Origin of the sequence: Moorena sp. SIO3B2, assembly GCF_010692525.1 — a bacterium.
Classification (GTDB): domain Bacteria; phylum Cyanobacteriota; class Cyanobacteriia; order Cyanobacteriales; family Coleofasciculaceae; genus Moorena; species Moorena producens.
In genome coordinates, this window is the sequence record NZ_JAAHHE010000013.1 from 1 (window position 1) to 18,579 (window position 18,579).

The following is an 18,579-nucleotide window of genomic DNA, read 5'->3' on the forward strand; positions in this document are numbered from 1 at the left end:
TAGTGTTAGGCTCTTAGTGTCGATAACTACTCTTACCGGGATTACCTTGAGGGCAGCATGGAGTAGGGAGTAGGGAGAACAGAGTAGTGATGCAGCAAGGTCTTCGGATAAACTAAACTCCCGTGGGGGGAACCCCCAAGACCACGCTGTATGGCTTTGGGTCAATTCTTGTCCACTTTGCCCTGTTCCGAGATCCCCTGTTCCCAGATCCGCTGTTCCCGACTGCGTAAAAGCAACAAAAGTTGTTATTCCAGAAATGTTGTTCAAGAACAACATAGGGATTTCCCATGCCTAGGCTTTCGATTGAGATCACCAAAAATAGGGGGTCTGGGGGATTATCCCTCCCTTGCCTTTAGGCATAGGGAGGGATAATCCCCCGCAGCCAGCCGTTCGCGCAGCGTGACAAGCAGGTCAATGGGTTCAATACCCTTGTTCGCGTAGCGTCGGACAAAGCCCGAGGTTGGCGGCGAAATCTTCCGGAATATCCAAAATCTTGATGTATAATAGCAATAGATACTCACATGTGAATTTATGGAGATGGAAACCACAGTATTAACAATAGTTTGCAAGATTCAACCGACACCCCAGCAAGCCGACAAGATTGAGGCCACATTTAAGGGGTTTGCGGATGCTTGCAACTATACCAATGCTGTCGTAAAATCCTCCATAACCAGCAAAAACACGATACAGGCTCAGGTTTACAAATACATCAGGGAAACCTATAACTTAAGCGCTAATTTAGCGGTAAGAGTTTGTGGACGTGTGGCTGCAAACAGAAAAACAGCTAAACATAAAAACAAGCCTGTATCAAATTTCAGTCCTACTAGTGCTGATTATGATGCCAGAATTTTCAGTTACAGAGAAAAAGATCAAACTGTTAGCTTAACTTTAGTAGGTGGCAGAGAGAGATTTACCTTGCAGATTGGTAACTACCAAATTGGCAAACTCAAAGGCAAGCAACCTACCTCCGCTCAACTATGCAAGCATCGTGATGGTCAGTATTATGTTCATATCCAAGTTAAGGAAAAAGCTCCATTACCTCAAAAAAGAGAAAAGGTTATTGGAGTAGACTTAGGGCGCACGGAGATCGCTGTTACTAGTGAAAACCTGAGTTTTTCTGGCAAGCAAGTAACGGAAACTAGAGACAAATTTGCCAGAGTAAGAAGACAAATTCAACAGAAAGCCTCGAAGGGCACAAGAAGTAGTAGACGCAGATGTCGCCAACTTCAGAAACGGCTATCAGGCAAAGAAAGACGTTTTCAGACTTGGGTTAACCATAATGTAAGCAAGGCTATTGTTGAATCAGCAAAGTCTCAAGGAGCAGTTATCGCTCTGGAGGATTTGACAGGTATCAGAGAGAGGACGAACCTACAGCCAAGGTCTAAGACCGAAAAAAGAAGGTCTAACAGTTGGGCTTTTTATCAGCTTAGAGAATTTATACGGTACAAGGCTTTAGAAGCTGGGGTAGAAGTCATCTTCGTCAATCCTCGCTATACCTCTCAAACGTGCCACAAGTGCCTGCATATCCATCCAGTAAAAGGCAAGTCTTATAGGTCCCGAAAACGCTACAAGTGTAGTGCTTGTGGATGGATTGGAGATGCTGATTTCAATGGTTCTATGATGATTAAAATGCTGGGGCAGAGTGTAACCCTGCCCGGAGGTTCGTACTTATCCTGTTCTCTAACAGATATTGTACAGGGCTACTAAAAGCCCCCGGCATAAGCGCCGTGGGGATTGGTTACCCCAGAACAGCATCAGAAGCTCAAAGCGATGTTCCTTTAGAACCGCTTCGCGAACGCAGCCCTGAGCGGCAAAACGATTAAGGAATATGTGCTTGAACGCTCTCTGCCTGATGTGCCCATCAACCCAGAACTAAGCTCCGAAGAAGCCCTCGCTCAACTGTCTGCCTTTCTCAAGCCGAGAATAGAAGCGGCTGAATGGGGTGAATTCTCCCCCAGCACTTTTCCTGATATTAAGCAGAAAGCACGCAATAACATCCAGTCCTGAATGAAGATGCCCTGATTAGACGTTTTGCAAAAGTGGTCTGAATCCCGCAGATTACCTAGGCTAAAAATGGCTTTTGCAACAGCTATATTGGCAATTAATGCTCTCAATAAATAACGTCATTTCGGGTTAATATAGCATTTCTCATAGTAATGAGGTATACAGGTTTTTTTACCTGTTTACTGATCCGAAGTTCCCTACCTTTACAGATAAATTTTAAACTTGGTTCAAGATCTGAGTATAAGATAAAATAGGCTGATCAGCTCTGGTAATGGTTTTTCCTTATGGTTCAGCAGCGACCGCCCACTACCGATAACATCTTCTATCCCGAAAGTGATGGCAAACCCTTGGCGGACAATACCCTTCAATTTGAACTAATTACCACGATTAAGTATGGCCTGGAAGCCCTATTCAAGGATGACCCGAATGTGTTCGTCGCTGGGGATTTGTTGTGGTATCCAGAACAAGGACAACCTAAAATCAACCAAGCCCCCGATGTGATGGTGGTTGTAGGTAGACCCAAAGGGCATCGGCGTTCCTACAAAACCTGGGTTGAAGATAACCTTAATCCCCAGGTGACCTTTGAAATAGCATCAGAAACGAACACCATCAAGGAATTAGAAGAGGATAAACTCAAGTTTTACCAGACCCATGGAGTAGAAGAGTACTATCTGTATGATCCAAATCGGACAAAACTAAAAGGCTGGTTGCGTTCAGCCGAAAAACTAGAACCCATCCCCCAGATGCCAGGTTGGGTTAGTCCCCGTTTAGGAATTAGGTTTGAGTTAGTAGCATCTCAATTGGTGCTGTATTATCCCAATGGTGAACGTTTTGCTACTTATTTGGAAATTATTGAGCTCAAAGATCTCGCTCAACAACAAGCAGAGCTCGAAAGGCTGGCAAAAGAACAGGAACGCCAACGGGCAGAGCAAGCGGAAGAAGCTTTAGAGCAAGCGGAGGAAGCTTTAGAGCTCGAAAGGCTGGAAAAACAACAGGCATCACAACGGGCAGAACAGGCAGAAGCTTCGTTGCAAGCCTTGCGATCGCAATTAAAAGCAAAGGGCATAGATCCAGAACAGTTCGAGCTATGAACCCCACCATACCGACACGTTGTCAAGTGCGGAAGGCGATTAAGGGGGTGAATGAGGTGATGAATGACTTAAGGGTGGCGCAACACCCTCCCCCTCAGGATGAGGGATTATATCAAGTCAGGTTGAATACCCATAATTAGAGGGAGGGTGGGAAGTGTGGGGAGGGTGGGAAGTGTGGGGAGGGTGGGAAGTGTGGGGAGATGGGGAGATGGCGGAGATTTTTATTAAGGGTAATTATCCCGACATGATATTAGCTTATCTGCATTTTGATAAAATTAATACATATTAAATTAGGAGAATTGGTATGACTGAAACGATTGATCGAGTCAGTTGGATAATCGATGATTTAGAACTATTGCCTCACTCTGAAGGGACAATATACGAAATAATTGAAGGAGAATTATTTGTGACTCGAACGCCTCACCGACGACATCAACAAGTTTGTGGCAGAATTTTTAGTTATTTGAATAATTGGTCAGAATCAACAGGTAATGGTGAAACTATTATTACTCCCGGAATTATCTTCTCAGATGCCGATAATGTGATTCCTGATGTAGTGTGGGTAAGCCAAGAAAGATTAGCTCAAATAGAAGATGAAGCTGGACATCTTACCGCAGCACCAGAATTAGTGGTGGAAGTAATTTCTTTTGGTAAAGAAAATGAAAAACGCGACCGGGAAGTGAAAGTCAAATTATATTCAATTCAAGGAGTAAAAGAATATTGGATTGTCGATCGTTTTCGTAAGCAAGTAGAGGTATATCGCCGAGACAAGGTAAAATTAACTCTAGTTGCTACCTTATTTGATCAGGATGAGTTAACTTCTCCGTTATTACCAAATTTTGTTGTACTAATCAATCGCTTCTTTCCGGTTAAGTAAAACAGCACGTATAACTGAATAATATCACCAAAATTATAAGTGATAATTATAGGTTATCATACTCGGCATCTTCAGGATTATCCCAAATTTTAGCAAAGACCGATTCAGAAAGTTTAGTCACTAAGGTTTTAGCTAATGCTGGCATGAGAAACTGTTACTTCGACATCATCAGGTAAATTTTTGCCTTCCAGGACATCATGGGTCAAAGTTCTGAGGTGTTGGGTTGCCTTCAATCAATCGGGTAGCGCATTTTTGCCGATAACTACTTTCGTCAAGTCGATCTGGGTTACCAATTGTCAGAATTGGTAACGAAGTTGGTGTATTGTCCTCACGAATTGTTTGCTCTAGAGAGTCAACTCCTATCATATTTCGGTTAGCGGTAATCAGGATCATTTGGTTGCTCTGAGCAAAGTGCCAAACAGCGCGATCGCTACTATCCATTGGCAAGTCAGCGTCCTGAAATGTAAAGAAGCGAATAGGTAATAGTTCCAGCCATCCTTCAGCCGATAGTGTTCCCCAAAATAGAACAGCATCGCCAGTTAAATTGTAGTCAATCAGAAAGTTCATGGCTATGCCTGGGCTTCAATTCGCGCTTTCCATGCTTGGAGTTTTGCACGGAGGGCTTCCTGACCTGGCTTCGGAGGCATTGCTGCGATCTTGGCAAATCGTTCTCGATTTCGCTCTTCCCAATATTGCCGAATTTCCTTTGCTGTTTGGAGACATTCTTGGTATTCCGCTTCAAACTCAACATGATGAGTTTCAATGTAGGCTAGCGCTGAACGAATCTGATGATTATTAAGACTTAGTTTTTCACAGATCAACTGTTGTGGATACTGAGCCTTCAGGTAATCCATCACGTCGTAAAGAGTGATGCGTGTACCTGCGATTGTCAATCCCCGCTCTGTCCGAATGATTGCTGGTTCTTCAGTAGGTGCTGACACCATATTAAACCTCCTATCCCTGGTGGATAGCTATCTATTCCCTTGATACCCAATGTCCATTATATTCAAAGCCCGTTCGCTCACATATACCCTTTAAGCACGAAATAAGATCCGTTATGGTTCGCTCACTCATTCAGTTGATCGGCGATCGTACCAGGCTCAACTCGATGGTACTTTGAAGTAAGTCCCGAATTTACGATCAAGGCAGATAAATACCTTTAATTGAGGCAGCAATTTGAGTAGACCTGGTGGTAATATTGAGTATCTGCTTTGGCTGGGAATGGAGAGCCACCAACAGCCTCCTGATTTAGCAGCAATTCAACAAATTATAGAAGAAGCGATCGCATAAGCGCGGAAGCTGAGGCCGTAGGCCACGCTACGCGAACGCTTCATCGCAAAGCTCAAACCAATGTCGAAGCGTGCTTTACTTTTAATACCACATTCCCCTTAAAACAACCGGTTGAACATGAATCCTTACACAATCTTAAATCAGACCCAGTGCCAGCGGGTAAGTGATGGAGTCATCCTGCCACTTCTGAGCGGTTGTGAGTCAGCCACCCGCCAGCTGGTACTTGTCTGGCCCCAACTTGGAGATTTCGACAGTCTCGAATACGCTTGGTGGCTGCAACGGGAAGCAAAAAGGTTACAGGGCGAGGGTATAGTAATACGAGCTGTTGGTATTGGCAATCGCGATTCTGTTGACACTCCCCGCCCTGGAAGGACGGGGATTCTTGCTTCAATGGGGTTACTTGTTTAACCAGGCCGGAGCCAGGAAAAATAGAGGTCGCCTCTCCACAAGCGTATTTGGTTTATAACCTAGGTTTCGGTGTGCCCCACCGTACCTTTTTTTTATATATAGATAGATACTTTTTTAATCTAATTTTTTTCATAGACGTTTAAGTCGTTAGACCAAATTACGCAATATGTATCTGATACATATTTTTTACGTTGTCTACTTATCATTAGATAGTATTTATCTAGTTTTTTATTTTTTGTTTATGCTTTTATAATAACACGCAGTGCGAAAACTGTCAAGTTTTAACTTAAAAAGAAAGCCGTCCTATAAGGACGGGGCTTTAAACCCAAAATTTTTGGTAAGCGATTCTGCAACTATACGGGGTTTTCTGGGGATTGGCTGTTTGTCTGTCCCAATGCACAGCTGCACCACCAGCTTAATCTTTATCCAGGACTATCGCTCAAGCTACCAGGGCTCTCAATAACCCTAAATGCCTACTTGAATCTGCTGCTGATGTGTGCGGGTATTGGTAGTCCTGGCACTCTAGCTGAAGTATTTCGAGGCTATTGGGGCGATAGTCAGGCTCCGCAGTTGCTCGATGATGAGGAGGTTGTGCGAGGTATACCACTTCCCCCTATCAAGGGGTCATTCTTCAGGCTGGCTGGTGGCAAAGGTTTTCAAAGACCCTTTGAATTGGCAACCCTGCGGCTGCGGAATATGACAGAGGTTTTAAGCCACTGGAATACTTATGTACCCAATGGGGCTTATCTGACCCAGCGAGGGGGAACCTTCTTATTCGATTCACAGGGGAAATTACTCTACGAATACCGCGATGGCGGTCTCCTTGGCTTTGCTCAGAATATGAGTCGTCCACTGTCGTTTTTATTAGATTAGCTCTACCAAAGCGATAGTAACAATGTCTTGATAGATCTAGTGTAATCGAACGCACCCTACAAGAGCGTACGCACTCAACCCAACCGACAACAGAGATCACCCTTCCCACCCGCTCGCGCTATTTTATTCGCATTTAATTTTCTTGGAGTTTTGCTTTTGATAATCTTTTTAGCCAATCGCTCATTAATTTCTCGATGCCTTGGAATTGGTTCCGTTTGTCCATTATTTGGGTTATGGTAAATATCGTGTTTCCCACCATGTCGAATCAAATAGCAACCGGATTTTTATAAGTAGGCAATTAAATCGCGTCTTTTCATGCAACCTCAAGTTCTGCGACTCTCTTAATTCCGGGAATTTCTTCACTAGTAAATGTTCTATAGAGTACAGCTAAATTATCTTTTAATTCTTCTAGATCAACCCCTTGTGTCCAATGATCTGGAAATTCATTCAAATAGCCCAAGAACATCCCATCCGCTTCTTTCCAATATGTATATGTAATTTTCATCATGGAAACCCTATTTTCGCCCTCCGATACTCTCAGCGGTGCGACCCCGGTCGGGTTTCCCGACAAGCGTGAATGCGCACCAAGAGAAATTATTTTCTTTTCTTTGTCAGACGCGCAAACGGTTTTACTCACCGACAATAAGTAACCTCTTAATTTTAACCAATCCCCATCAGTGTACGCAATCCCCACCCGTACGCCATCGATGATGCGATCGCACTCACCACCTCAATTCAATCGTAGGTTGGGTATAGGAACGGAAACCCAACAACATCAGACCGCCACACCAATTAAATTGTAGGTTCTATTTTGTTAGAGCAGATACCCGGCTCTGGAGGAGAAGACGTTGTGTTGAGGGGAATTATGTTGGGTTTCATTCTTCAACCCAACCTACATCAGCGATCACACCTAGCTTCCTGAAGTGTTTGATGCACGATGAAAAAACTCGCTACAATAACCGCAGTATCTAGCCAGTAGCCTAGGAACATGACAACTCAACAAATCACGATCGATCTGCTGCCGTCCCATCTTCCACCAACTGGCACGAATTGCCAAAGCTACGCAGCAAAGTGTAGAGACACTTGCAGCTGCATTGTGTAGTTAGCAATTTGCCACCTTCGGTTGATAATGCACCTTTAGAAATGCAAGCAGAGTTATTACAGCTTCAGATACTAGATACTGAACAGCTACTCACCATTGCTCAAGCAGAAATAGACCCTGATCAGCATCATCGCTGTGTTGAGTTGCTAGACAAACATCAGGATGAGAAACTGACACCGGAGGAACGGCTCGAACTCGCCGAGTTGCGACAAGCAGCCGATCGTCTCATGCTGCGGAAAGCTTATGCCTGGTCTGTTCTACGTTGGAAAGGGCATCGGATTCCTGCACTTATTGATTTACCTGTGATTCTATGACCATATCTGTTGAATTACGACGGCGCGTAATTCAAGAAGCCAATTTTCGCTGTGAATATTGTAAAACCTCTTCCCAGTTGACTGGTACACCACTAGTCATGGAGCACATCTGGCCTCGCTCACAACGTGGAACAGACAATCGAGAAAATTTAGCTGCTTCCTGTTATCGCTGTAATGAATTCAAAGGGAGCAAAATCTACGCAGTTGATCCACAGACAGGGCAGTATGTTGCACTCTATAATCCACGAAATCAATTTTGGGAACGACCATTTCATTTGGAACAATGGTGGAACTCATATTGCTGGAATAACACCAGTGGGCCGAGCAACAGTATAGCGTTTTTCAATTAGGTGAGGTACAAGTTTTTGGGTTTTAGGGAACAGCGGATCTGGGAACAGGGAACAGAGAAGAGGCAAGAGGCAAGAGGCAAGAGGCAAGAGGGAAAAAATCTTGTGTACCTCATTATTCAAGCGCTGCGCTTGAACAATGAGAATCTGGTTGAAGCAAGAGCAATTTGGATTGAAGTAGGCACCGCATCCACCTAATGAGTAGGTTTCAGATTGAGCATTGATGGAAATATTGATCGCGATCGACCGATATTGGCCAACAACAATGCTTACCAATTCAAACCTATAATGGTGGGCACTTGTGTTTGTAAATCTAAGATTTTATCACAGATGATCGCACAAGTGCCCACCCTACATATTTATCTAATGACCCGATTTATCCACGACCAATTTGCCAAAGATTATTTAGAAGAATTGTTATCACAATTTGGAGAATGTCAGGCTCCCCTAGAAATCCGCAGCGAAATCCGACAAGTCGATGTATTTTTTGCCCCGGCCAATCAAGCACAAACTTCCCCAGAAGCCTTAGGATTATTAGGGAAATTAGCTACAACGCCTTGTTTGTTTGAACCCTTTAGAAATCCGGTTACTATTAACGAAATTCGGACTTGCCTCCTGAAATTATTAGAGGTACACACAGATTTTATTCGTCAAGGGAATCGAGAGAATACTCGCCTCAATGAAGAGAATTACCCAAAATTATGGATTTTGACCCCGACAGCATCATCTGCAATATTAGAAGGCTTTGGTGCTAAGAGTGATCCGGACCATTGGGGTGAGGGGATTTATTTGTTACCCTCTTTCCTAAGGACTGGATTAGTCGTAATACATAAATTACCAAAGACCTTAGACACACTATGGTTGAGAATGTTAGGCAGAGGCAGGGTCCAACAACAGGCCATTGATGAATTAGAAGCACTGCCAGAAACAAATCAATTTCGGGAAAATACTTTATTGTTGTTATCTTCTCTGCGTAGTAACTTGGAAGTAAGTACAGAATTAGAACAGCAAGACAGGGAGTTAATTATGCGGTTATCACCACTTTTATTAGAAAAATTAGAAGCTGCTACTCAGTCAGGTATAGAGCAGGGTATACAACAAGGTATGCAGCAGGGTCTGAGGATGGAGCGCACTGCGATTATCGAAAACTTGTTGAGAGTTCGGTTTAATTCTATTGATGACCAACTTAGAGGTATTATTGAACCAATGCTGTCCTTATCTAATCAAGAATTTTCCGCTTTAATTTTACAGTTATCTCAGCTATCCCGTGAGGAATTATTAGCAAGATTCAGGGATTAATTCAAAGTTAAAAATGAAAATTTAACTTTGAATTAATCCCAGTAAGGGATGGTGCGTTCTGTGATATTTTGTCAATAAATGTCTTGATAGCTCTTGTGTAATCGAACGCACCCTACAAGAGCGATTGGCCGTAGGCCACGCTACGCGATGAAGCGTTCGCAAAGCGTGGCCGAAAGGCCTCAGCTTCCGCTAAAAGCGATTGACCGTAGGTCACGCTACGCGATCGCACTACCAGACGACTTGATCGTGCTGCAAGCCAAAGTTCAAGACATGGTAACCAGCATAGTGTTAGAATTATTCCATTATGCCAACAATTTTACGGATCGGTCCAAATCGTTTCTACTTTTACAGTCATGAGCCGAATGAACCGCCGCACATCCATATTGACCGTGATGCTTCATCTGCTAAATTCTAGCTGGAACCAGTCAGTCTAGCTAGCAATGTTGGTTTCAGTGCTAAGGAACTTCGGAAATTGCAAGGGATAGTCCAGGAAAATCAGAAAAATCTATTAGAGGCTTGGTATGGGTATTTTGGCAATTCGAGCGGATGAGAGAGTTAAGAATGTCTACTTTACTGAAGAAACCATTAGTGTTGATTTAATGGATGGCCGGAAAATTACCGTACCTCTAGTTTGGTACCCAAGGCTACTTAACGCCACACCCGATCAACGTTCAAATTGGGAAGTTTGCGGTGGTGGTTATGGCATCCACTGGAGCGACATAGACGAGGATTTGAGTACAGAAGGGATGCTGCGTGGTGCGCCAGCCCCATCCTCCAGAAATTTATGAGTTAATCGAGGTCAGGGACCCTAACGTTCAATGATTGGGGAAATTCAGAGGCGATCGAGTTCCCCCCAAATATTGGTATGTTGGACTTTGGACAAAGCACCCTAAGAATGACCCGATCAATAAGTTCATCTAATTGGTGTTTGGCTTGATTGCTCGTAATTGCTTTCATTTTGAGATAGTCATAGTTGTATACACCATAAAGATAACAGAAATTTACAGATTTTTTTTGTCAATAAAATCTACGGGCGATCGCACTTATTTGAGTTGATCAAATTCCTGATCACTAATTCCTAACTGCTTGAGTATTTCTCGAAATAACCAACCTCCAATCTCAGCATTACCATGAACAGGAATAGTGGTTGACCATTTTTGAATTCAAAATGCCAAATTCAAAATTCAAAATGAATCGCCTTCTAATTTTGAATTGTTTCCACAGGTGCGAGCCGTGGCGAATTTAATTCGCCAACGGAAAGCGCACCTAAGGATACAAGCCACCGAATTCATTGATAGGGTATTTTTTAATTTTGAATTGATAATTTTGAATTGGAGCGAAGCGATTGACTTCCTTTTTGACGAACTTTCTGAAAGCCTAATTTTTTAGCAACTTTTTCTAAGGCTTTAGCTTTAGCTGGCATGAGAAACAGTTACCTCGACATCATCAGGTAAATTTTTGCCTTCTTCGAGGTATTCTTCTTGAATCATCTCAAAAACAGGATTTAATTCACAGAGGGCTGCTTCAGGAGTTTCTCCCCAGGCATGACATCCTTTAATCGCTGGAATATAAGCGACAAAAGTTCCATTGTCATCGGGACGTAAAATAATTTTATAGTCGTTTATGGATTTCATTGTTGTTTTTATCTAGATATTTTTTTGGCTGTCTATTCTATCGTTGAAAGACCCAACAAAGAGTAATCGGTGGATAATTTAGATTTTGTGCATAACCAAAATGAGGCTAAAAGCTATAGCTCGCGCCTTCCAAACACTATCGCACTACCAGATCTGCGCTCGCACTAAATTTAGGATTTCATCTGCTTCTTAGCAAGATAATGTTCGTCCAGGGCGCGTCTTAGCATCATTTTAATCACACCAGATCTGCTAATGTTGAGTTCTTTTGCCATTTTATCGAGTTCAGTAAGCATAGGGCTAGGAATTTCCACTCCTTGTGGTTTCTATATCCTGTCTTCTTCTTGAAGTCATCTGACGGCGTGTTCCGACTCTTGTGGTTGTGGAGTCAAAATAGCGGTCTATAACTTCTTCTCCTGCTTCAATTTTTTGTTCAATTTCTTCACTAGAAATATTGTTCATAAATTTCTCTCTCCCTTTTCGTGCTTTGACCAGATGTGATTAACCAGATATATTCCCCTTCATCTTTGGTGTTGCCGAAGTTTAGACATTGGCTACTTCGCTTTTTTGTTCAGCTACGATCGCGCTGTCAATTTCGGTTTGATGTGCGGTGTAAAACCCTAGTGCGTCGTTAATTTGAGTTTCAGTTAACCCATATTCCTCGGCCAGCTGGTTGGGAGACATTCCCCATTGGTGGGTGGCGATCGCAATTGTCTGGACTCGAATCCCTGTCCCACGAATGACTGAGACGGGGTGACCACTGGCTCCTTGACGATAAGTAATGTGGGGAAAGCTTGGGTCATGGAATTGATGCTTGATTTCGGCAACTTTTTCAGCCACTGCCCATAAAATAAAGTCGTTGAGGGGAATGCCTTGACGCAAAGCACATTGTTCTACAACTTGGCTGAAGTTGAAGCGGCAAGTTAAGGGAGTAGGATGCCATCTTTAAGGTAAGGTCTGCATTGTCGGTTAATTTACCTTCCGATCCTAACGGATGCTCTTAGTATAGCAGAAGTCAGAAGTCAGAAGGAACGAAGTCAGAAGTCAAACTCTTGCGCTTCTTGATGCAGTCGCTCATGGGGGAAACCCCCAAGACCGCGCTGCATCGCTTACAAAGGGTGTGAGACTTTTGTCATGTCCTAACTGCCCTGGCGACTGCTATACCATACACAGCTTCAATGGGTGGCGGACTTTTTGAAATAAGATCAAAAGGTTTTGAAGGTATTGGTCGCTCTCTTTACTGTATGATCAAAGGAAGAGAAGTAATTATTCTGCATTCCTTTATTAAAAAGTCGCAAAAAACACCAAAAAAAGAATTAGATCTGGCCAAAAAACGGATGAAGGAGATAAAAAAGTGAGCCGTCCAACCTTTGCCAAGTTTAAAGAAAAAGCTCTAGTTAATAGTGAAGTTAAAAAAGAGTATGAAGCTCTGGCCGTAGCTTACGATCTTAGAAAGAAACTTATTGACCTAAGGAAAAAAGCCGGTTTAACTCAAGAAGAGTTGGCAAAAATTCTAAATACACAAAAGAGCAATATTTCCCGTTTAGAGAATGTTAATTCATCTTATTCTCCCAAGCTCTCGACGATCGAAGACTATGCTCAGGCTGTTGGATATAAGGTAGAAATTAATTTTGTGCCAATTGAACCTTCTCCTTAACCTGAAATTATATAGCGTTTCTCTTAGCTATGAGGTACACATTATTTTTTACCTCTTCCCTCTTACCTTTTCCCATATCCGCTGCTCCCTGCTCCCTGCTCCCTGCTCCCTGCTCCCTGCTCCCTAAAAACTTAGGTGCGCTTTCCGTAGGCGAATTAAATTCGCCACGGGTCGCACCTCAGAAATTTGTACCTCACAAGTCGTAGAATTGCTATAAGTGTTTGAGCTTATGATAACGGTTGGTCTTTTTTTGATAGTAGTTTGGTCAGTAAAGGGAAAAGGGACGAGAATAATATCCCCAAAATTATAGGTTGTCATACTCGGCATCTTCAGGATTATCCCAAATTTTAGCAAAGACAGATTCAGAAAGTTTAGTCGATACAACAGTTAATTTTCGCTCTGTATTATCTTGACTAAGGGCATCAATCAAATTTTCTACTTGTTGGATTTGTTCAAGGGAGAGTTTTTTAAGCTTTTCTATGAGTCTATTTTCTATAGTGCTATTTGCTGTCATGATTAATTACGTTTTTTTGATTATATTTTTTTACTTAGTATAGCACGATCGCATGGCTCAATGTATGTTATCCGCAACAGAGGATAAGCGTACGCACTCACCACCTCAATTCAATCGTAGGTTGGGTATAGGAACGGAAACCCAACAACATCAGACCGCCACACCAATTAAATTTTAGTTTCTCTTTGCAAGAGAGAAAACCTCGCTCTTGAGGAGAAGACGTTGTGTTGAGGGGAATTATGTTGGGTTTCATTCTTCAACCCAACCTACAAAAGCTACAAAAGCGACGATCGCTACGACCATATTGGCATCAGCCTAGTTCTTCACCTAAGGTTTGCTGTGATGCGTGCCGGATGTGTAGAATGCGAACGGTCGCTCGTTCTTGCTCTTCCAAAATGGTAAAAAGAATTCGATATGAATTACGTCCCCGACCGTAGAGTAATTGTCGTATTTCTTGACTGAAATACTTATTCTCTCTTGCTAGAGGACAACGTTTTGGAAATTGCGATAGAGATTCGATTGCTTGTAGCAATCCAGCATACCATTGGCTTGCCTGGGTGGTAGATGTGACTTGGGATAAACGTAGGAAGGCGCTGTCGGCTTCCGCCTCGGCCACACTGGAAATTTCAATAGGGTATTTCATGAATCGACTGGCAGGTTATACTGGCGACGCTGCTCTTGGGCAAACTCAGCGAAAGACCGAAATCGACCTGCCTGGAAATCATTCAGTCCTTTTTGAATGCCCTTGATAGCCTCCTGTGAATCTTCCACCTCCGACTCTAAGACACTAGCCAGCAATTCGGACGCAACCAAGCTAACATCTTGACCTCGCTGAGCAGCATATTCACGCAGTAGTGCTTCTAATTCTGAGCTAAGGGTAACAACAATTGTCATCGAGCTACTTCCCTCCCAACCTTTGCTTCTGCGCTTTATTCTAGCAAAGTGTGGGGGGGCGTTACTTTAGCATTTCCTCAACCCACCCGACAAGATCGCGATCGCACTATAATATAAAAGTGCAACAAATTGGAAAACCAGAACAAATTAATACTCTCGATCGCGTAGCGTGACCAAAGGTCAATCTTGAGGAAATGAATCATGAATCATTCGAGTTCTGAACTAACACGTACCCTTACTGATTTGCGTGACGATCTATTATTAGAAATTGAAAATATTCCCGACGAACAGATTCCACAATTATTACAAATCCTTCGTTTATTTCGTCAAAGCCAAATGACGAATAAAGAATCTGTATATCATTGGCAAAAAGCGATGGATCGGCTGGAAAAATCTGATCCAATTCAACGAAAGCAGCAACAACAAAAGTTAAAGGAGTTATTTGAATCTTGGAATGAGTTAGACGAAGAAGAAGACCAAAAAGAAACTTGGGAAATCATTAAATCGATCAAAGGAGTTTCGATTTAAACTAAGATGAGCAAAGTGATAGTTTTAGATTCAGCCCCTGTTGGTTTAATTACAAATCCAAAAGGCGCTGCGTTGTCACTGAAATGTCAAGAATGGTTTTATAATCTTTTTGACCGAGGATATGATGTTGTTTTACCTGAAATTATCGATTATGAAATTAGAAGAGAACTATTACGAGCAAATAAGGTATCGGGAATCAAGAAACTCAATCGCCTTAAAGCCGAAATAATATATCTTCCGATTACTACAGAAGTTATGTTAAAAGCTGCCGAATTATGGGCGGAAGTCAGAAAAAAAGGAAAACCAACAGCGGATCCTAAAGCTTTAGATGGAGATGTTATTTTAGCCGCTCAAGCTATTTTAGTTACTAATTCTGGGTATGACGTTACTGTGGCAACCAATAATACAAAGCACCTATCTTTATTTGTCAATGCTCGGGAATGGCAAGAAATTTAAAAATTTAGATGATTCATTATTACACCCGGAATTATCTTCTAAAATTAATAGGAATTTGGTGCGTTACATTTCATTAACGCACCCTACAATATCGGGCGATCGCACTGTTGAATGGCGCACCCTACAAGAGTGACGCCCGCACTATCTCCTCCATCGTACCAGCGTGTTTTTGGTTGAATTCCCCTATATCTCGATATACCTCATTTTTCGAAACTTGTACGTCTGGTGAATTTTTATCCTGAACCGCTTGATATCAGCAGTCATAAAGTCATCAAAGACTACAATGACTTCAGCCCAAGGATAGACTGGTCCTAGGGGTATTTCTAATTCAGTGATAATGCCGTTAGTTCCATAGGCGTGATTCACCTTCTGCACCTGATCGGACCGTAATTCGATTACACGGGGCTGGTCTTCGAGGGTGACGACTTGGACAGCATGAAGATTTCCGCGATCGCGTAATACTCCATAAGTAATGGAACCAATGCCGCCACTGCCGCCACCAATAAACCCACCAATAGTAGCAGTGCGATAGGTAGAGGGAGCCATGCGCAATTCCCAGCCAATTTTATGAGCTTCTTTGTCAAAGGCGGCTAGCTTTACCCCTGGCTGAACAGAGGCTAAACCCGGTTTAATCCAGTTAATCTGATTCATGCGGGTAGTATCGAGAATCAGACCACCGTTGAGGGGGATACACTGACCATAATTACCAGTGCCTGAGCCTCTTACGGTTAGGGGAGCTTTGTACTTAACGCAAACCCTAGCTATTTCCAGGACTTCCGCCACCGTAGTGGGACGAACTACGATATTCCCTCGTTTATCCTTAAGCTGGGATTCCAGTACGGGACTGAAGTGGTAGTAGTCTAGGGATAATTTAGCAACTTTGGTCGGGTCATCAATAATTTCTATTCCGGTAAGTTCCGAGGCTAAGGAATTCCAGTCAATAGCTTGTGGGGTTGTCATCAGAGGTTCAACAGGTGTGGTAGAGAGAGTAAAGTATGGTAAATATTGAAAGGGTGGTCAGTGTGGCAGGTTTGGGGCGGGGATTAAAATCCACTCTAGGATATTATCTTCTACTAGGTATTTTTAGGCCGAGGTACGAGTTTTTCTATTTTAAAGTAATTTATAATCTTTAACAATCACTAAAATAGTGTCATGGAAAAAGTAGTTAACAAGATTAAAATGAAGCAACAAAAAAGCGATTTTAGCTACTGGCGAAAACAGTCTTATAAAAAACGCTTAGAAGCCCTAGAAATAATCCGTAAGCAATACCACCAATATCAATACAATAATGCTGAACCAAGACTTCAAAGAGTTTATACAATTATTAAACGATAATCAAGTAAAGTATTTAGTGATTGGTGGTTATGCAGTAGCTGTACATGGTCATCCTCGCTATACCAAAGATATTGATATTTGGATAGAAATGAGTCCAGAAAATGCTCTAAAAATGATGGTAGCATTAACAGAATTTGGCTTTGGTAGTTTGGGTTTAGCTGCTGAAGATTTCGAAACACCAGACCAAATTATACAATTAGGTTATCCACCTAATCGAATAGATTTAATTACTACTCCAGATGGGATAGATTTTGAAACCTGTTATCAGGCTAAAATCGAGGTAATCATTGACGATATACCGGTTAATTTTATTGATTTAAACAATCTTAGAAAAAATAAACAAGCATCAGGAAGGTTACAAGATTTAGCTGATTTAGAAAATTTACAAGATTGAACATCCATCCTGTTAAAATTCAGACCTGGTGGTGCGTTACGGGGCGGACTATCTCAACCCTGGCTACGAAGCGAACAATAAGGGCAAGTCCGCCCCTAACTCACCCTACGCACTAACCTTGGCCTATTGGCCACGCGATCGCGTTCAACCTTGGCCTTTGGCCACGCGATCGCGTTCAACCTTCAACCTGCTAACCTTCAACCTACTCCCTACTCCCTCACCCAATTTAAAACTTCCATAGTAAAATCTGCATAAAACTGCCACCACCTAAGGATATATAGTAAGAAACTACCAAGTGGCTGATTTTTCGATGGGTACTTACTCTACTATTCCTGTATTCTGTCTCAAGCTAGCTAGTGCTACCTTAATGTGCCTGCTCTCACCGATCTTAGCTCCAGAAAATCTGGGAGTTGCTCCAGCGGTGGCACAAACCACTCCAGACCAAGCCACTCAAGCCGAGCAGTTATTCGATCGGGCAAGGTCAGAGTTTGTTAAAGGTCAGTTGCCTCAAGCCCAGGATAGTTATCAACAAGTATTGAAGATTTATCGGGAATTGGGAAACTCTACAGGTGTTGCTAAAGCTCTTAATGGCCTTGGACAGGTTTACAATCTCTTATCTCAACAAAGCAAAGCCCTGGAAGTATTGCAGCAAGCTCTAAAAATCCGTCAAGGTAATGGAGAGCGAAAGGGAGAAGGGGAAACCCTGACCCATATCGGAACAGTTTATTCAAGTCAGGAAGACTATCCTAAAGCCCTGGAGTTGTTCGAGCAAGCCCTAACCATTAACCAAGAGGTAGGTAATCAGCTTGGGATTGGTTATGCTCTGGTTAATCTTGGCTCAGTTTACTCTTCCCAAGGAGAGTATGACAAAGCCTTAGATAGGTTAGAGCAAGGTCTGACTATTATCAAAGAAGTAGCTAAGACTGAGAAAAGCGTACGCATTCTCCCACGCTACTATCAAGCGCAAACTCTGATTGTATTCAGCTCAGCTTATATCAGGTCAGGGAAATTAAACCAAGCTTGGGAGTTTGTGGAGCAAGCTCATGGCCTGAGTCGAGAAGAAGGTTATCGATTAGGAGAAGGTTTAGCCCTGACCTTGAAGGGAGCACTCTATACCGCTCAAGGGGAATTGGATAAAGGGCTGGAAACCCTGGAGCTTGGGTTAGCGATTACTAAACCAACTGGGAGTCGGGGATTAGAACAGAATATTCTATTTTTGATGGGAGGGATTTACAACCAGAAAGGGGAGTATGTCAAAGCTATAGACTATTACCAGCAATCCCTAGCTATTCGGAAAGAATTGGGTAAGCGTAAGCTGGAAGGGATTGCGCTCAATACTATTGGCGTGGTTTACGATAAACAGCAACAATATGACCAAGCCCTCAACTATTATCAGCAAGCCTTAGCTATTAACCGGGAAGTTAAGAATCAGGCTGATGAAAGCACCACCCTTGGTAATATTGCTACACTTTACCAAAAGCAAGAACAGTATGACCAAGCCCTCAACTATTATCAGCAAGCTTTAGCTATTCACCGCCAACTTAAGAATCAAGTTCAGGAATGGA

Annotated in this window: 32 protein-coding genes and 6 pseudogenes; 22 read left to right on the top strand and 16 right to left on the bottom strand. The window is 42.6% G+C overall.

Translation table 11 applies throughout. The features are described 5' to 3' along the window. Nucleotides 1-267: hypothetical protein (locus F6K38_RS05100; protein WP_287356211.1), on the bottom strand; the 267-nt coding region annotated here is incomplete at its 3' end. Nucleotides 268-531: 264 nt separating this feature from the next. Between F6K38_RS05100 and F6K38_RS05105 the strand changes: the two genes are divergently transcribed. From F6K38_RS05105 to F6K38_RS05125, 5 genes are all read left to right on the top strand, one after another. Next, entirely contained in the window at nt 532-1,707 is a 1,176-nt protein-coding gene (locus F6K38_RS05105) for an RNA-guided endonuclease InsQ/TnpB family protein (protein ID WP_137985249.1), read from the top strand. Nucleotides 1,708-1,803: 96 nt separating this feature from the next. Further along, complete coding sequence (locus tag F6K38_RS05110) at nt 1,804-2,007, top strand: type II TA system antitoxin, ParD family (protein WP_267872116.1); 204 nt, start codon at nt 1,804-1,806, stop codon at nt 2,005-2,007. Between the two features lie 281 nt (nt 2,008-2,288). Next, the gene (locus tag F6K38_RS05115) at nt 2,289-3,095 is read left to right on the top strand and encodes a Uma2 family endonuclease (protein WP_008189790.1); all 807 of its coding nucleotides are present in this window, start codon (nt 2,289-2,291) and stop codon (nt 3,093-3,095) included. 154 nt (nt 3,096-3,249) lie between these two features. Next, nucleotides 3,250-3,384 carry a hypothetical protein gene (locus F6K38_RS05120; protein WP_008189788.1) on the top strand — a complete coding sequence of 45 codons (135 nt, stop codon included), beginning with the start codon at nt 3,250-3,252 and terminating at the stop codon, nt 3,382-3,384. Nucleotides 3,385-3,399: 15 nt separating this feature from the next. Beyond that, complete coding sequence (locus tag F6K38_RS05125) at nt 3,400-3,972, top strand: Uma2 family endonuclease (protein WP_008189786.1); 573 nt, start codon at nt 3,400-3,402, stop codon at nt 3,970-3,972. Between the two features lie 195 nt (nt 3,973-4,167). Here the strand turns inward: F6K38_RS05125 and F6K38_RS05130 are convergent, their stop codons facing one another. Next, entirely contained in the window at nt 4,168-4,539 is a 372-nt protein-coding gene (locus tag F6K38_RS05130) for a DUF5615 family PIN-like protein (RefSeq protein WP_008189781.1), read from the bottom strand. A gap of 2 nt (nt 4,540-4,541) precedes the next feature. After that, the gene (locus F6K38_RS05135; protein ID WP_008189779.1) at nt 4,542-4,916 is read right to left on the bottom strand and encodes a DUF433 domain-containing protein; all 375 of its coding nucleotides are present in this window, start codon (nt 4,914-4,916) and stop codon (nt 4,542-4,544) included. Nucleotides 4,917-5,379: 463 nt separating this feature from the next. Between F6K38_RS05135 and F6K38_RS05140 the strand changes: the two are divergent. Beyond that, nucleotides 5,380-5,610, top strand: a pseudogene (locus F6K38_RS05140) (hypothetical protein); the annotation flags it as partial. A gap of 396 nt (nt 5,611-6,006) precedes the next feature. Continuing rightward, a pseudogene (locus F6K38_RS05145) lies at nt 6,007-6,543 on the top strand (AhpC/TSA family protein); the annotation flags it as partial. 146 nt (nt 6,544-6,689) lie between these two features. Here F6K38_RS05145 and F6K38_RS44050 read toward each other — a convergent pair. Both F6K38_RS44050 and F6K38_RS44055 read right to left on the bottom strand, forming a co-directional pair. Beyond that, nucleotides 6,690-6,860: pseudogene (locus F6K38_RS44050) on the bottom strand (type II toxin-antitoxin system HicA family toxin); the annotation flags it as partial. Next, nucleotides 6,857-7,048: a type II toxin-antitoxin system HicB family antitoxin gene (locus F6K38_RS44055; RefSeq protein ID WP_502708049.1), complete on the bottom strand. Its 192-nt coding sequence runs from the start codon at nt 7,046-7,048 to the stop codon at nt 6,857-6,859. The pseudogene F6K38_RS44050 and the gene F6K38_RS44055, both read right to left, overlap by 4 nt. Before the next feature lie 638 nt (nt 7,049-7,686). On the opposite strand from F6K38_RS44055, the gene F6K38_RS05160 reads away from it, so the two are divergent. From F6K38_RS05160 to F6K38_RS05190, 7 genes and pseudogenes are all read left to right on the top strand, one after another. After that, nucleotides 7,687-7,959, top strand: coding sequence for a hypothetical protein (locus tag F6K38_RS05160; RefSeq protein WP_044495371.1), 273 nt, complete (start codon nt 7,687-7,689; stop codon nt 7,957-7,959). Next, nucleotides 7,956-8,309, top strand: a complete 354-nt coding sequence (locus F6K38_RS05165) for an HNH endonuclease (RefSeq protein ID WP_008189767.1) — start codon at nt 7,956-7,958, stop codon at nt 8,307-8,309. Before F6K38_RS05160 ends, F6K38_RS05165 begins: the two co-directional genes overlap by 4 nt. Then, nucleotides 8,310-8,504 (top strand): hypothetical protein, encoded by a 195-nt coding sequence (locus tag F6K38_RS05170; protein ID WP_008189766.1) that lies wholly within the window; start codon nt 8,310-8,312, stop codon nt 8,502-8,504. A gap of 168 nt (nt 8,505-8,672) precedes the next feature. After that, the gene (locus tag F6K38_RS05175; protein ID WP_502708048.1) at nt 8,673-9,605 is read left to right on the top strand and encodes a flagellar assembly protein H; all 933 of its coding nucleotides are present in this window, start codon (nt 8,673-8,675) and stop codon (nt 9,603-9,605) included. A gap of 165 nt (nt 9,606-9,770) precedes the next feature. After that, complete coding sequence (locus F6K38_RS05180) at nt 9,771-9,962, top strand: hypothetical protein (protein WP_287356224.1); 192 nt, start codon at nt 9,771-9,773, stop codon at nt 9,960-9,962. Then, nucleotides 9,910-10,155: pseudogene (locus F6K38_RS05185) on the top strand (DUF4160 domain-containing protein). The gene F6K38_RS05180 and the pseudogene F6K38_RS05185 overlap by 53 nt, the downstream one beginning before the upstream one ends. Beyond that, entirely contained in the window at nt 10,127-10,393 is a 267-nt protein-coding gene (locus F6K38_RS05190) for a DUF2442 domain-containing protein (protein ID WP_008189761.1), read from the top strand. The pseudogene F6K38_RS05185 and the gene F6K38_RS05190 overlap by 29 nt, the downstream one beginning before the upstream one ends. 255 nt (nt 10,394-10,648) lie before the next feature. On the opposite strand, the pseudogene F6K38_RS44060 reads toward F6K38_RS05190, so the two are convergent. The 5 genes and pseudogenes from F6K38_RS44060 to F6K38_RS05205 all read right to left on the bottom strand — a co-directional run. Next, nucleotides 10,649-10,756: pseudogene (locus F6K38_RS44060) on the bottom strand (type II toxin-antitoxin system HicA family toxin); the annotation flags it as partial. A gap of 261 nt (nt 10,757-11,017) precedes the next feature. Further along, nucleotides 11,018-11,239, bottom strand: coding sequence for a type II toxin-antitoxin system HicB family antitoxin (locus tag F6K38_RS05195; protein ID WP_287255575.1), 222 nt, complete (start codon nt 11,237-11,239; stop codon nt 11,018-11,020). Nucleotides 11,240-11,409: 170 nt separating this feature from the next. Then, nucleotides 11,410-11,532: a ribbon-helix-helix protein, CopG family gene (locus tag F6K38_RS43235; protein ID WP_353737170.1), complete on the bottom strand. Its 123-nt coding sequence runs from the start codon at nt 11,530-11,532 to the stop codon at nt 11,410-11,412. 4 nt (nt 11,533-11,536) lie between these two features. Then, nucleotides 11,537-11,698, bottom strand: coding sequence for a hypothetical protein (locus F6K38_RS05200; RefSeq protein ID WP_287255573.1), 162 nt, complete (start codon nt 11,696-11,698; stop codon nt 11,537-11,539). An 81-nt stretch (nt 11,699-11,779) separates the two neighbouring features. After that, complete coding sequence (locus F6K38_RS05205; protein WP_287356214.1) at nt 11,780-12,118, bottom strand: DUF433 domain-containing protein; 339 nt, start codon at nt 12,116-12,118, stop codon at nt 11,780-11,782. A 266-nt stretch (nt 12,119-12,384) separates the two neighbouring features. On the opposite strand from F6K38_RS05205, the gene F6K38_RS05210 reads away from it, so the two are divergent. Genes F6K38_RS05210 through F6K38_RS05220 form a run of 3 tightly spaced genes read left to right on the top strand, consistent with a single transcriptional unit; the run spans nt 12,385 to nt 13,099 of the window. Beyond that, the gene (locus tag F6K38_RS05210) at nt 12,385-12,594 is read left to right on the top strand and encodes a type II toxin-antitoxin system RelE/ParE family toxin (protein ID WP_502709565.1); all 210 of its coding nucleotides are present in this window, start codon (nt 12,385-12,387) and stop codon (nt 12,592-12,594) included. Then, nucleotides 12,591-12,893 carry a helix-turn-helix transcriptional regulator gene (locus F6K38_RS05215; RefSeq protein ID WP_008189746.1) on the top strand — a complete coding sequence of 101 codons (303 nt, stop codon included), beginning with the start codon at nt 12,591-12,593 and terminating at the stop codon, nt 12,891-12,893. The genes F6K38_RS05210 and F6K38_RS05215 overlap by 4 nt, the downstream gene beginning before the upstream one ends. A 29-nt stretch (nt 12,894-12,922) precedes the next feature. Beyond that, nucleotides 12,923-13,099, top strand: coding sequence for a hypothetical protein (locus F6K38_RS05220; protein ID WP_154659949.1), 177 nt, complete (start codon nt 12,923-12,925; stop codon nt 13,097-13,099). 98 nt (nt 13,100-13,197) lie between these two features. Here F6K38_RS05220 and F6K38_RS05225 read toward each other — a convergent pair whose 3' ends face one another. The 5 genes from F6K38_RS05225 to F6K38_RS05245 form a co-directional block, all read right to left on the bottom strand. After that, the gene (locus tag F6K38_RS05225; protein ID WP_008189744.1) at nt 13,198-13,407 is read right to left on the bottom strand and encodes a hypothetical protein; all 210 of its coding nucleotides are present in this window, start codon (nt 13,405-13,407) and stop codon (nt 13,198-13,200) included. Between the two features lie 97 nt (nt 13,408-13,504). Further along, nucleotides 13,505-13,660 carry a hypothetical protein gene (locus tag F6K38_RS05230; RefSeq protein ID WP_154659948.1) on the bottom strand — a complete coding sequence of 52 codons (156 nt, stop codon included), beginning with the start codon at nt 13,658-13,660 and terminating at the stop codon, nt 13,505-13,507. A 57-nt stretch (nt 13,661-13,717) separates the two neighbouring features. Then, on the bottom strand, nt 13,718-14,050 hold the full coding sequence (locus F6K38_RS05235) for a type II toxin-antitoxin system RelE/ParE family toxin (RefSeq protein WP_008189742.1): 333 nt from the start codon (nt 14,048-14,050) through the stop codon (nt 13,718-13,720). Then, nucleotides 14,047-14,301 carry a hypothetical protein gene (locus tag F6K38_RS05240; RefSeq protein ID WP_008189740.1) on the bottom strand — a complete coding sequence of 85 codons (255 nt, stop codon included), beginning with the start codon at nt 14,299-14,301 and terminating at the stop codon, nt 14,047-14,049. The genes F6K38_RS05235 and F6K38_RS05240 overlap by 4 nt, the downstream gene beginning before the upstream one ends. Before the next feature lie 77 nt (nt 14,302-14,378). Then, nucleotides 14,379-14,504 (bottom strand): hypothetical protein, encoded by a 126-nt coding sequence (locus F6K38_RS05245; RefSeq protein ID WP_287356216.1) that lies wholly within the window; start codon nt 14,502-14,504, stop codon nt 14,379-14,381. Here F6K38_RS05245 and F6K38_RS05250 point away from each other — a divergent pair. After that, the gene (locus F6K38_RS05250; RefSeq protein ID WP_287265994.1) at nt 14,503-14,829 is read left to right on the top strand and encodes a hypothetical protein; all 327 of its coding nucleotides are present in this window, start codon (nt 14,503-14,505) and stop codon (nt 14,827-14,829) included. The two genes, F6K38_RS05245 and F6K38_RS05250, sit on opposite strands and share 2 nt — an antisense overlap. Before the next feature lie 6 nt (nt 14,830-14,835). Further along, entirely contained in the window at nt 14,836-15,285 is a 450-nt protein-coding gene (locus F6K38_RS05255) for a PIN domain-containing protein (RefSeq protein ID WP_287265992.1), read from the top strand. A 255-nt stretch (nt 15,286-15,540) separates the two neighbouring features. Here the strand turns inward: F6K38_RS05255 and F6K38_RS05260 are convergent. Continuing rightward, a pseudogene (locus F6K38_RS05260) lies at nt 15,541-16,245 on the bottom strand (FAD-binding oxidoreductase); the annotation flags it as partial. Nucleotides 16,246-16,573: 328 nt separating this feature from the next. Between F6K38_RS05260 and F6K38_RS05265 the strand changes: the two are divergent. From F6K38_RS05265 to F6K38_RS05275, 3 genes are all read left to right on the top strand, one after another. Continuing rightward, entirely contained in the window at nt 16,574-17,014 is a 441-nt protein-coding gene (locus tag F6K38_RS05265; RefSeq protein WP_287356218.1) for a hypothetical protein, read from the top strand. A gap of 31 nt (nt 17,015-17,045) precedes the next feature. Beyond that, nucleotides 17,046-17,255 (top strand): hypothetical protein, encoded by a 210-nt coding sequence (locus F6K38_RS05270; protein ID WP_165691855.1) that lies wholly within the window; start codon nt 17,046-17,048, stop codon nt 17,253-17,255. A 54-nt stretch (nt 17,256-17,309) separates the two neighbouring features. Continuing rightward, a partial coding sequence (locus F6K38_RS05275) for a tetratricopeptide repeat protein (protein WP_287356220.1) occupies nt 17,310-18,579 on the top strand: 1,270 nt, incomplete at its 3' end.

Excerpts from the sequence above, each read along its gene's own strand:
- F6K38_RS05190 (WP_008189761.1), top strand. The coding sequence starts at position 10,127 with ATGGGTATTTTGGCAATTCGAGCGGATGAGAGAGTTAAGAATGTCTAC.
- F6K38_RS05220 (WP_154659949.1), top strand. The coding sequence starts at position 12,923 with ATGAGGTACACATTATTTTTTACCTCTTCCCTCTTACCTTTTCCCATA.
- F6K38_RS44055 (WP_502708049.1), bottom strand. The coding sequence starts at position 7,048 with ATGAAAATTACATATACATATTGGAAAGAAGCGGATGGGATGTTCTTG.
- F6K38_RS05130 (WP_008189781.1), bottom strand. The coding sequence starts at position 4,539 with ATGAACTTTCTGATTGACTACAATTTAACTGGCGATGCTGTTCTATTT.
- F6K38_RS05115 (WP_008189790.1), top strand. The coding sequence starts at position 2,289 with ATGGTTCAGCAGCGACCGCCCACTACCGATAACATCTTCTATCCCGAA.
- F6K38_RS05255 (WP_287265992.1), top strand. The coding sequence starts at position 14,836 with ATGAGCAAAGTGATAGTTTTAGATTCAGCCCCTGTTGGTTTAATTACA.
- F6K38_RS05230 (WP_154659948.1), bottom strand. The coding sequence starts at position 13,660 with ATGAAACCCAACATAATTCCCCTCAACACAACGTCTTCTCCTCAAGAG.
- F6K38_RS05245 (WP_287356216.1), bottom strand. The coding sequence starts at position 14,504 with ATGATTCATTTCCTCAAGATTGACCTTTGGTCACGCTACGCGATCGAG.
- F6K38_RS05195 (WP_287255575.1), bottom strand. The coding sequence starts at position 11,239 with ATGAAATCCATAAACGACTATAAAATTATTTTACGTCCCGATGACAAT.
- F6K38_RS05175 (WP_502708048.1), top strand. The coding sequence starts at position 8,673 with ATGACCCGATTTATCCACGACCAATTTGCCAAAGATTATTTAGAAGAA.
- F6K38_RS05225 (WP_008189744.1), bottom strand. The coding sequence starts at position 13,407 with ATGACAGCAAATAGCACTATAGAAAATAGACTCATAGAAAAGCTTAAA.
- F6K38_RS43235 (WP_353737170.1), bottom strand. The coding sequence starts at position 11,532 with ATGCTTACTGAACTCGATAAAATGGCAAAAGAACTCAACATTAGCAGA.
- F6K38_RS05250 (WP_287265994.1), top strand. The coding sequence starts at position 14,503 with ATGAATCATTCGAGTTCTGAACTAACACGTACCCTTACTGATTTGCGT.
- F6K38_RS05160 (WP_044495371.1), top strand. The coding sequence starts at position 7,687 with ATGCAAGCAGAGTTATTACAGCTTCAGATACTAGATACTGAACAGCTA.
- F6K38_RS05125 (WP_008189786.1), top strand. The coding sequence starts at position 3,400 with ATGACTGAAACGATTGATCGAGTCAGTTGGATAATCGATGATTTAGAA.
- F6K38_RS05135 (WP_008189779.1), bottom strand. The coding sequence starts at position 4,916 with ATGGTGTCAGCACCTACTGAAGAACCAGCAATCATTCGGACAGAGCGG.
- F6K38_RS05235 (WP_008189742.1), bottom strand. The coding sequence starts at position 14,050 with ATGAAATACCCTATTGAAATTTCCAGTGTGGCCGAGGCGGAAGCCGAC.
- F6K38_RS05240 (WP_008189740.1), bottom strand. The coding sequence starts at position 14,301 with ATGACAATTGTTGTTACCCTTAGCTCAGAATTAGAAGCACTACTGCGT.
- F6K38_RS05200 (WP_287255573.1), bottom strand. The coding sequence starts at position 11,698 with ATGAACAATATTTCTAGTGAAGAAATTGAACAAAAAATTGAAGCAGGA.
- F6K38_RS05105 (WP_137985249.1), top strand. The coding sequence starts at position 532 with ATGGAGATGGAAACCACAGTATTAACAATAGTTTGCAAGATTCAACCG.
- F6K38_RS05165 (WP_008189767.1), top strand. The coding sequence starts at position 7,956 with ATGACCATATCTGTTGAATTACGACGGCGCGTAATTCAAGAAGCCAAT.
- F6K38_RS05265 (WP_287356218.1), top strand. The coding sequence starts at position 16,574 with ATGCTGAACCAAGACTTCAAAGAGTTTATACAATTATTAAACGATAAT.